Here is a 10,179-nt window from a genome sequence, read left to right on the forward strand (position 1 = left end):
GTCGGCGATGGCGTTTCCGCATGACAACGGCACTACGGTGCTGGAGGGCAACGGCCTGCAGCCGAGCCTGGCCGAGCTGGTCGCACTGCGGCGCAGCGCGCACCGGCTGGCACCGGCCCGGCGCGGTCGCATGGCGCATGCCGGGCATGCGCCGTCGCCCATGCGCGGGCGCGGCATGGAATACGCCGAGTCGCGCGAGTACGTGGCCGGCGACGATGCGCGGCATATCGACTGGCGGGTGACCGCACGCACCGGCCGCGCACATACCAAGCTGTTCCAGGCCGAGCGCGAGCGGCTCACGCTGCTGGTCGCCGACACCGACCCGGTGCTGTATTTCGGCACCCGGGTCCGCTTCAAATCGGTCCAGGCCGCACGCGTAGGCGCAGTGGCCGCATGGCTCGCGCAGCGCCAGGGCGACCGCCTGGCCGCGCTGCGTGGAAGCCGCAGCGAGGCTCCGCTCAGCCCGGCGGGCGGCACACGCGGGGTATTGCGCGTGCTGGACGCGTTGACCCGTTGGTATGCGGCGCCGCCGCCCGACGATGCCGGCCTGGACCAGGCGCTGCAGCAGGCCGCGCGCCTGCTGCGGCCCGGCGCCCGCGTGGTGGTGCTGGCCGACCCGGCGCGGGCGACCGCCATCGACCCCGCGCGGTGGGCGGCGCTGGCGCTCCACCATGAAGTGCAGCTGATGCTGTTGACCGACCCGCTTGAGCTGGCCCCGCCCGATGCGCAGCTGCCGTTCCTGTCGCAGGGGCGGCGGGTGGTGCTGGATCTGGACAGCGCGTCCGTGCGCGGGCACTGGCACGCGCGCTTCGTCGCACCGCTGGACGCGCTGCAGCAGACCCTCGGCGCGCGGCGCATCCAGGTGCACGTGGTGAGCAGCGACGATGCCAGCGATGGGTGGCTGGGCCCGGTGCCGTCGGCCGTGGTCGCATGAGCGCCGCCACCACCCTGCCGCTGCGCGATGTGCACCTGCCGGCCATGCCATCGTGGTGGCCGCTGCCGCCCGGGTGGTGGGTCGTGCTGGGCGCGCTGGCGCTGTGCGTGCTGGTGGCCTGGGCATGGCGCGCGCACCGTCGCCGCCAGCGCCGTCGCTGGTATGGCGTCTTCGATACCGCGCTGACCGCCGCGGCCACACCGGTCGACGAAGTGGCCGCGATCGCCGAACTGCTGCGTCGTGCTGCACGCCGTCGCCAGCCCGGCGCCGAGCTGCTGCAGGGCCAGGCCTGGCTGACGTTCCTGGATGCGCCGGGCAGCCGCGCCTTCTCCGAAGGCGACGGGCGGCTGCTGCTTGACGGCGGCTACCGCCGCGAACTGGATGCTGAAGCGGTCCTCCGGTTGCGCCCGCTCGCCCGCGAGCGGTTCGTGGACCTCACGCTCGGGCGTGCGCGATGATCGCCGTGAGCCTGCCGGCATGGTTGTCCTGGCTCGACGGCCTTGCGTGGCCATGGGCCTTGCTGGCCCTGCCGCTGCCGCTGCTGATGTACGCGCTGCCCGCGCGTGCCGGGGCTGCGCCGGCGCTGCGGGTACCGTATGCCGCCGATGCGCTGGCCTCGCTCGGCACGGCGGGCGTGGGCGCGAGCATGCGCGTGGGCCAGCTGCTGCTGTGGCTGGCCTGGGCCAGCCTGTGCGTCGCCCTGGCACGCCCGCAGCAGCTGGGCGAACCGATCACGCCGCCGCAGCAGGGACGGCAGATGATGCTCGCCGTCGATGTGTCCGGCAGCATGCGGGAGGACGACATGATGCTCGGCAACCAGGTCGTGCAGCGCCTGTCCGCCGCCAAGGCGGTGCTGGCCGATTTCCTCGACCGACGCGCCGGTGATCGGGTCGGCCTGCTGATCTTCGGCGAGCGTGCCTACACGCTGACCCCGATCACCGCCGACCTGACCACCGTACGCAACCAGCTCACCGACAGCGAAGTCGGCCTGGCCGGTACCGATACCGCCATCGGCGACGCGATCGCGTTGGCGGTCAAGCGTCTGCGCGAGCAGCCCGAGGGCCAGCGCGTCCTGATCCTGCTGACCGACGGGGTCAGCAACGCCGGCGTGCTGCAGCCCCTGCGCGCGGCCGAACTGGCCAAGGCCGAAGGCGTGCGGGTGTACACCGTGGCGTTTGGTGGCGACGGCAGCTACCGGATGTTCGGCATGCAGATCGCCGCAGGCGATGATCCGGTGGACGAGGCGACCCTGCGCCGGATTGCCGACCTTACCGGCGGGCGCGCGTTCCGCGCGCGCGATACCGCCGAGCTGGCCGGCATCTACGCTGAACTCGAGCGCCTGGAGCCGGTGGCCGCCGCCGGCGCCGCCGTCCGCCCGCGGATCGAACGCTATGGCTGGCCGCTTGCGCTGGCGATGCTGCTCGGCGGGCTGGCATGGCTGCTGCCGAGGCGCTGGGCATGAACCTGTCGCTGGCCAGCGTGCACCTGGCGCGTCCCGAAGCCCTGTGGGGACTGCTCGCCTTGCCGCTCATCGCCCTGCTGTGGGCGTGGCGGCGGCGACGCGGCAGTGTCTGGCGGCAGAACGTGGACGCACACCTGTTGCCACACCTGCTGGTGGCGGGCAGCGCGCGCGGCTGGGGCGGGCTGCTCCTGCTGCTGGGCGGCTGGACGCTGGCCGTGCTGGCGCTGGCCGGCCCCGGTTGGCGCCAGCTCGCCCAGCCGCTGTGGCAGGCCCCGGCGCCGCTGGTGGTGGTGCTCGACCTTTCTTCGCGGGTGACCGCCACCGACCTTCCGCCTTCGCGGCTGCTGCAGGCGCGGGCCAAGCTGTCCACCCTGCTGCGCGAGCGCGCCGGCGGCGAAGTCGCGTTGCTGGTCTACGCCGACGATGCCTTCACCGTGGCGCCGTTGACCCCGGACCGCGCCAACGTGGCGCTGTACCTGGACGCGCTCGCCCCGGACGTGATGCCGCGCGATGGCCAACGCGCCGACCGCGCGATCGAGGCCGCCGTGCTGTTGTTGCAGCAGTCCGGTGCCAAGGCCGGCGACATCCTGCTCATCACTGACCAGGCCGATGACGCCGCACGCGCCGCTGCTGCAGCGGCGGCGGCGCAGAACATGCAGGTCTCCGTGCTTGGCCTGGGCAGTCCGTCGGGCGCCGCGTACCGCACCAGCGACGGCCAGATTGCCCGCGCGCAGCTGGACCCGGGCAGCCTGCGCGCACTGGCCGACGCCGGTGGCGGACGCTATGCGCGCATCGCCGACGACGACGCGGATCTGCAGGCGCTGGGCGTGCTGACCCCGCGTAGCGGGACCGGCGAGAGCCGGCAGGGGCAGGCCCTGGCCTGGCGTGACGAGGGCTTCTGGCTGCTGCCGCCGCTGATGCTGCTGTCGCTGTGGGCCTTCCGGCGGCGCGGCGCGGCGGCCCTGATCGCGCTCTGTGTGGTCCTGCCGCTGGCCGCGCCGGTACCGGCGCAGGCGGCCGAGCGGTCGTGGTGGCAGCGCGACGACCAGCGCGACCAGGCCACCCAGTCCAGCGGCGTGGACGCTTACCGCCGCGGCGATTTCCAGGCCGCGCAACGCCAGTTCGACAACGTCAATGACGCCGAGGGACGCTACAACCTGGGCAACGCGCTGGCGCGCCAGGGCCAGTACGACGCGGCCATCGCCGCCTACGACGAAGCCCTCAAGCTGCGCCCGGGCATGCCCGACGCCGTGGCCAACCGTGCCGCCGTGGACGCCGCGCGCAAGCGCAAGCCGCCGCCGGGCAAGGGCCAACAGCAGCAACAGCAACAGCAGCAGCAGTCAGGGCAGCAGTCGCCCGATCCTTCCGGAAAGGGCGAGCAGGGCCAGCAGCAGGGGCAGACGCCGCCGCAGCAGAAGCCTGATGAGGCCAAGCCCAACGCGGCCCAGCAGGCCCGTGCCGACGCCGCCCAGCGCGAGCGCATGCGCGAGGCGCTGCAGCGGCAGCAGGCCGAGGCCGGGCAATCGCCGGCGCAGCGCAGTGACAAGGCAGAAACCGCGCAGGAACGCGAGCAGCGCCAGGCGGTGGAGGCGTGGATGCGGCGGGTGCCGGATGATCCGGGCAGCCTGCTGCGCAGGAAGTTCCAGCTGGAAAACGATCGCAGGAAACGGGAAGGACAATGAACGCAGCGACCTCAACGCGACGTTGGTGGCGCGCCTGCGTCTGGCTGCTGCTGGGCATCAGCGGCTTGGCCAATGCGCAGACCCGCGCCTGGCTGGATCGCGATGCGATCAGCGACACCGACACGGCCACGCTCACTATCGAAACCGATGCCGGCGCGCCGGACTACGCGCCGTTGCGGGCCGATTTCGAGCTCAGCGGGCAGACCAGCAGCCGCCAGGTGCAGTGGAGCCAGGGCGCCATGAGCGCGCGTTCGCGCTATGCCGTCATGCTCAGCCCCAAGCGCAGCGGCGTACTGACCGTACCCGCGCTGCAGGTGGGGGCAGCGCGTACCACGGCGCTGCCCCTGACCGTGTCGGCCAGCGTTGCGGCCACCGCCACCGCACCCGGCAATGCCACCGCCTTCGTCGAGACCGAGGTGGACGACGCCACCCCCTACGTGCAGCAGAGCGTCGGTGTGGTGGTACGCCTGTACTACGCCTCGCAGCTGCTGTCGGGCGAACTCGGGCTGGACACCCCCGAGGGCGCCTCATTGCAGCGGGTAGGCGAGGACCGCAGCCTGGTGCGCGAGATCAACGGACGCCGCTACAACCTGGTGGAGCGGCGTTACCTGCTGATCCCCGAACGCAGCGGGCCCTTGCTGCTCGCCGGCGCGCGCTTCAATGGCCGCAGCGCCGGCGGCTTTTTCGACGACATGTTCGGCGGCGACGGCCGACTGCGCGCGAGCGCGCCCGATCGCACCCTGCAGGTGCGCGCGCAGCCGGACGCGGCGCCGCAGCCCTGGCTGCCGCTGCACGACCTGCGGCTGCGTTACACCGCTGCGCCGACCCGCGCCCGTGCCGGTGAAGCGGCCACGGTGGTGGTCGAGGCGGTCGCCGACGGCGCCACCCACGCGCAGTTCCCCGAACTGCCGTCGCTGGATGTCGGGCCGGGCGCGCAGGTGTTCCCCGAGCCGCCGCAGTACGACGAGACCTTCAACGGCGGCACGCCGCGGCTGACCCTGACCAGGCGCTATTCCATCGTGCCGCGACAGGCCGGCACGCTGGTGGTGCCGGGCCCCCGCCTGGCCTGGTGGGACGTGAAGGCGGGGCAGGCACGCATGGCCACGCTGCCCGACCTGACCCTGGCGGTCGCCGCCGGCGTGCCCGGCAGCACCCCGCCGCCGGTGGCGCTGGATACCACCGCTGCGCTGCCGGGGTCGAACACCGCCGCCCCGTCCGACGCGGTGGTCGTTCCCGCGTTGCGCGGCCAGCCGTGGGGCTGGATCGTGGCGGCGGCCGGGTTTGCGCTGCTGTGGCTGCTTACCCTGGTATGGGGTTGGCGCCGTCGCCGTGCGGGCGCGGGACCGGCGCCGGCTGCGGCGGGCGCTGCCGGCACGCCGTCGTCGCCGGCGCCCTCGCGCGCCGATCTGCGCCGCGCGCTGGACAGCGGCAGCCTGGATGACGTGGTGTCGATCCTCGGCGCGATGGGAGGCGTAAGCGGCCTGGAGGCGGTGCATGCGCATCTGGCCGACGCTGCCCAGCGCGATGCCCTGCGCGCCATGCAGGCGGCCCGCTGGAGCCAAACGGGCGGCGACGTGGCCCAGGCGCGTCAGGCGCTGCGCCGCGCCTTCCATGACGGACCACACTGGCGGGCGCCCCCTGCGGCGGAGAACACTGTCCTGCCACCCCTCTATCCTTCGGGCCGCTGAGGGGCGTGCCGGTCCCGGTGGCCGGCTTTGCTAAGCTCATTTCATTTTTTCAAGGAACGCCGCTCCATGACTGAGGCCGCAACCCCCCGGCAGAAGCTGCCATTGCATTGGAAAATGGCCATCGGCTTCGGGCTCGGCCTGATCCTTGGACTGCTCGTGCATGCCGTCGGCGGCAGCATCCCCTGGATGCCCGACGCCGCCCGCGCGGTGATGACCTACCTGACCACGCCGCTGTCGGGCCTGTTCCTCAACCTGATCTTCATGCTGATCGTGCCGCTGATCTTCTCGGCGCTGGTGATGGGCGTGTCCGAAATGGGCGACATCCGCTCGCTCGGCCGGATCGGCTGGAAGACCCTGGCCTACACGGTGCTGCTGTCGGGCATCGCGGTGGGCCTGGGCCTGGTGCTGGTCAACCTGCTCAAGCCCGGCGTGGGCGTCGACCCGGCCATGGCCCAGCAGCTGCTGCACGAAAACGTCGAGCGCAGCCGCGAGATCGTGGCCAACATCGGCGAGCAGCCCAAGGGCATGGATATGCTGCTTTCGATCGTGCCCAGCAACGTGCTGGCCGCGGCCTCGAGCAATGGCGCGATCCTGTCGCTGATGTTCTTCGCGCTGATGTTCGGCATCGGCATGGTGCTGTCGCCGGACGAGAAGACCGAGCCGCTGCGCAAGGTGATTGAAGGCGTGTTCGAGGTCTCGATGACCCTGATCAACCTGGTCATCCGCCTGGCGCCGTACGCGGTGGCCTGCTTCATGTTCAACCTGGCGGCGATCTTCGGCTTCGACCTGCTGATCCGCCTGGGCGCCTACGTGGGCGTGGTGGTGCTGGCGCTGGGCCTGCACATGGTGGTGACTTACGGCGCGGCGGTGTGGTTGTCGGGCCGCTCGCCGATCGGCTTCTTCCGCGACACCCAGGAGGCCACGGTGATGGCCTTCTCCACGGCGTCCAGCAACGCGACGCTGCCGACCGCGCTGCGCGTGGCCGACCAGATGGGCTTGCCGCAGAAGGTCTCGCGCTTCGTCCTCACCGTGGGCGCCACCGCCAACCAGAACGGCACCGCGCTGTTTGAAGGCGTGACGGTGATCTTCCTGGCCCAGTTCTTCGGCGTGGACCTGAGCATCACCCAGCAGCTGATGGTGATGGCGGTCTGCATCCTGGGGGGCATCGGCACCGCGGGCGTGCCGTCGGGCTCGCTGCCGGTGGTGGCGATGATCTGCGCCATGGTCGGCGTGGATCCGATGGGTATCGGCCTCATCCTGGGCGTGAACCACTTCCTCGACATGTGCCGTACCGCGCTGAACGTGACCGGCGACCTGGCCCTGACCACCCTGGTGGCCAAGGGCGAAAGTGATGACAGTCACATTCCTGGCCCTGTCGCATCTCGCGATTGAATGCGCGATTGATGCCATGGATACTGCTCCGGCGCATGGAAGGCGCCGGGGTTGGCGTCGTGCGGGGAAAGGAGCAAGTCAATGAGGAAGATGTATCTGGTCGTGGCCGTACTGGGCCTGCTGGCGTTCGATGTCAGCGCGAAGTCGGAATGCAAGAACTACGAGGTGGAAGGTAGCTATCTGGCCGGCCGCCGGTTCAGCAACTGGGACGTGGTTCCGGTAAGCGCGGATGTCGCGTTCAAGCGCATCAAGATCGAGGGTGTGACCTCCGGCCTGACCGTGAAGTCGGAAGACAAGGAATCCGGCCTGCTGATGTTCGAGCAGAGCGTGTCCGGCGGCAAGGGCAGCCAGATCACGCTGCCCTGGAATGTCGTGATTACCCCGGAAAGCAAGACCTCATCCAAGGTCAAGATCATCAAGACCACGCCGTCGGGCTATATGACCGGCGAAAAGTTCCAGCGTGAGTCCATGTGCGCCGTGATCAACGCGGCCACCGGCGAAAGCTGATCGCCCAGGTCTGACCCGAAAACGCCCCGCCCAGCGGGGCGTTTTTTGTGGGTGTACCGCAGCCGTCTTCACAAGCCTGACCGGCCTGACCCGGTCCGCTGACTATGGGACAATAGGCAGCCCGCAGCTCCGCGGGAGCCTCTGACCCCGACAGAACCATGACGCAGCCTACCCGCCGCCAGTTGGCCAACGCCATCCGCTTCCTTGCCGCTGATGCGGTCGAAACCGCCAAGTCCGGGCATCCCGGCATGCCGATGGGCATGGCCGATATCGCCGAAGTCCTCTGGAACGACTATCTCCGTCACAACCCGAACAACCCGACGTGGTTCAACCGCGACCGCTTCGTGCTCTCCAACGGCCACGGCTCGATGCTGCAGTACGCGCTGCTGCACCTGAGCGGCTATGACCTGCCCATCGAGCAGCTCAAGCAGTTCCGCCAGCTGGGCAGCAAGACCGCCGGCCATCCGGAACACCATGAAACCCCCGGCGTGGAGACCACCACCGGTCCGCTCGGCCAGGGCCTGGCCAATGCGGTCGGTTTCGCGCTGGCGGAGAAGCTGCTGGCACAGCGCTACAACCGCCCCGAACACGCGATCGTCGACCACCGCACCTGGGTGTTCCTGGGCGATGGCTGCCTGATGGAAGGCGTGTCCCACGAAGCCGCCTCGCTGGCCGGCACCTGGGGCCTGGGCAAGCTGGTCTGCTTCTGGGATGACAACCACATCTCGATCGACGGCAACACCGCCGGCTGGTTCACCGACAACACCCCCGAGCGTTTCGAGGCCTATGGCTGGAACGTGGTGCGCGGCGTCGATGGGCATGACCCGGAGAGCATCAAGGCCGCCATCGACAGCGCGTTGGCGCAGTCGGACAAGCCGACCCTGATCTGCTGCCGCACCACCATTGGCTTCGGTTCGCCGGGCAAGGCCGGCAAGGAATCCAGCCACGGCGCACCGCTGGGCAAGGATGAGCTGGAAGCGACGCGCAAGCAGCTGGGCTGGAACTACGGTCCGTTCGAGATTCCCGAAGAGATCTACGCCGGCTGGCGTGCAGGCGGTACCGGCACGCTGCGCCAGGCCGAATGGGAGCAGCAGTTCGACAAGTACGCGGCGCAGTTCCCGGCCGAAGCCGAGGAGCTGACCCGCCGTTCGCGCGGCGAGCTGCCGGCCGACTTCGTCGCCAAGGCCGATGCGTACATCGCGCAGGTCCAGGCCGACGGCCAGACGATTGCCTCGCGCAAGGCGTCGCAGCTGGCCATTGAAGCGTTCGCGCCGCTGCTGCCGGAACTGATCGGCGGTTCGGCCGATCTGGCGCATTCGAACCTGACGCTGTGGAAGGCGAGCAAGTCGGTCGCCACCGACGACCCGAACGCGAACTATGTGTATTACGGCGTGCGCGAGTTCGGCATGACGGCGATCGCCAACGGCCTGGCGTTGCACGGCGGCTTCATTCCGTTCGACGCGACGTTCCTGGTGTTCAGCGATTACGCCCGCAACGGCGTGCGCATGAGCGCGCTGATTCCGGCGCACGCGATCCACGTCTACACGCACGACTCGATCGGTCTGGGCGAAGACGGCCCGACCCACCAGCCGGTGGAGCACCTGGCCTCGCTGCGCTACATCCCGAACAACGATGTGTGGCGCCCGTGCGATGCGGTGGAGTCGGCGGTCAGCTGGAAGTCGGCGATCACCCGCCAGGACGGCCCGAGCTGCCTGGTGTTCAGCCGCCAGAATCTGCCGCACCAGCCGCGCAGCACCGAGCAGGTGGCGCAGATCGCCCGCGGCGGTTACGTGTTGGCCGACGCCGAAGGCGGCACGCCGGACGTGATCCTGATCGGTACCGGTTCGGAAGTGGGCCTGGCCGTAGCCGCCAAGGCCGAGCTGGACGCGGCCGGGATCAAGACCCGCGTGGTCTCGATGCCGTCGACCGACGTGTTCGAGCGCCAGGACGCGGCGTACCGCGAATCCGTGCTGCCCAACGCCGTGCGCAACCGCGTGGCAGTAGAAGCCGGCGTCACCGGCTTCTGGCGCCAGTACGTGGGCCTGGACGGCGCGGTAGTCGGCATCGACACCTTCGGCGCCTCCGCGCCGGCCGAAGCGCTGTACAAGCACTTCGGCATCACCACCGACCACGTGGTGTCCGCAGCCAAGGCACAGCTGGCGAACTGATCGCCAGCAGGTGTTGAAACAAGAATGGCGCCTCCTGAAAAGGAGGCGCCTTTTTTTTTGACCAGCAATTGCCTGCATACACGCGGTAGAGCCGGGCTCTGCCCGGCTGCGTCACTGGGTGCACACAACGCGTAGAGCCGGGCTTTGCCCGGCTGCTTCATGCATCTGTGCGAACAGCCTGTAGCCAGCGGTTCCTCTGATTTGGCGGGACGGTGCCGGTTTGCGGGGGACGCCGTAAACCCATCCATGGGGGCTCAGTCGCCGCTTGCACGTGTGCGCTGTCCTGCGCACACGGCAAGACCGGGGTTGGGCTCCTGCCCAACCCGTCGGGCGCATGCGCCCGACC

At 70.1% G+C, this 10,179-nt stretch carries 8 protein-coding genes; all 8 read left to right on the forward strand.

Annotated features, from left to right (window positions below; genetic code table 11):
• The first annotated feature begins 7 nt into the window (after nt 1-7).
• On the forward strand, nt 8-934 hold the full coding sequence (locus tag ACREPD_RS14645) for a DUF58 domain-containing protein (RefSeq protein WP_431599995.1): 927 nt from the start codon (nt 8-10) through the stop codon (nt 932-934).
• The gene (locus ACREPD_RS14650) at nt 931-1,392 is read left to right on the forward strand and encodes a DUF4381 domain-containing protein (protein ID WP_431599996.1); all 462 of its coding nucleotides are present in this window, start codon (nt 931-933) and stop codon (nt 1,390-1,392) included. Before ACREPD_RS14645 ends, ACREPD_RS14650 begins: the two co-directional genes overlap by 4 nt.
• Nucleotides 1,389-2,396, forward strand: a complete 1,008-nt coding sequence (locus ACREPD_RS14655; RefSeq protein ID WP_431599997.1) for a vWA domain-containing protein — start codon at nt 1,389-1,391, stop codon at nt 2,394-2,396. The genes ACREPD_RS14650 and ACREPD_RS14655 overlap by 4 nt, the downstream gene beginning before the upstream one ends.
• Nucleotides 2,369-4,078, forward strand: a complete 1,710-nt coding sequence (locus ACREPD_RS14660) for a VWA domain-containing protein (RefSeq protein WP_431599998.1) — start codon at nt 2,369-2,371, stop codon at nt 4,076-4,078. Before ACREPD_RS14655 ends, ACREPD_RS14660 begins: the two co-directional genes overlap by 28 nt.
• Nucleotides 4,075-5,766: a BatD family protein gene (locus ACREPD_RS14665; protein WP_431599999.1), complete on the forward strand. Its 1,692-nt coding sequence runs from the start codon at nt 4,075-4,077 to the stop codon at nt 5,764-5,766. Before ACREPD_RS14660 ends, ACREPD_RS14665 begins: the two co-directional genes overlap by 4 nt.
• A 66-nt stretch (nt 5,767-5,832) precedes the next feature.
• The gene (locus ACREPD_RS14670) at nt 5,833-7,158 is read left to right on the forward strand and encodes a dicarboxylate/amino acid:cation symporter (RefSeq protein WP_431600000.1); all 1,326 of its coding nucleotides are present in this window, start codon (nt 5,833-5,835) and stop codon (nt 7,156-7,158) included.
• Between the two features lie 81 nt (nt 7,159-7,239).
• On the forward strand, nt 7,240-7,665 hold the full coding sequence (locus tag ACREPD_RS14675; protein WP_431600001.1) for a hypothetical protein: 426 nt from the start codon (nt 7,240-7,242) through the stop codon (nt 7,663-7,665).
• A gap of 158 nt (nt 7,666-7,823) precedes the next feature.
• Nucleotides 7,824-9,833 carry a transketolase gene (gene tkt / locus ACREPD_RS14680; RefSeq protein WP_431600002.1) on the forward strand — a complete coding sequence of 670 codons (2,010 nt, stop codon included), beginning with the start codon at nt 7,824-7,826 and terminating at the stop codon, nt 9,831-9,833.
• Nucleotides 9,834-10,179: the final 346 nt, after the last annotated feature.

This window comes from Stenotrophomonas sp., assembly GCF_050737075.1.
Taxonomy (GTDB): Bacteria; Pseudomonadota; Gammaproteobacteria; order Xanthomonadales; family Xanthomonadaceae; genus Stenotrophomonas.

Coding starts and splice junctions, on each gene's coding strand:
- ACREPD_RS14665 (WP_431599999.1), top strand. CDS start 4,075: ATGAACGCAGCGACCTCAACGCGACGTTGGTGGCGCGCCTGCGTCTGG.
- ACREPD_RS14670 (WP_431600000.1), top strand. CDS start 5,833: ATGACTGAGGCCGCAACCCCCCGGCAGAAGCTGCCATTGCATTGGAAA.
- tkt (WP_431600002.1), top strand. CDS start 7,824: ATGACGCAGCCTACCCGCCGCCAGTTGGCCAACGCCATCCGCTTCCTT.
- ACREPD_RS14650 (WP_431599996.1), top strand. CDS start 931: ATGAGCGCCGCCACCACCCTGCCGCTGCGCGATGTGCACCTGCCGGCC.
- ACREPD_RS14655 (WP_431599997.1), top strand. CDS start 1,389: ATGATCGCCGTGAGCCTGCCGGCATGGTTGTCCTGGCTCGACGGCCTT.
- ACREPD_RS14675 (WP_431600001.1), top strand. CDS start 7,240: ATGAGGAAGATGTATCTGGTCGTGGCCGTACTGGGCCTGCTGGCGTTC.
- ACREPD_RS14660 (WP_431599998.1), top strand. CDS start 2,369: ATGGCTGCTGCCGAGGCGCTGGGCATGAACCTGTCGCTGGCCAGCGTG.
- ACREPD_RS14645 (WP_431599995.1), top strand. CDS start 8: ATGGCGTTTCCGCATGACAACGGCACTACGGTGCTGGAGGGCAACGGC.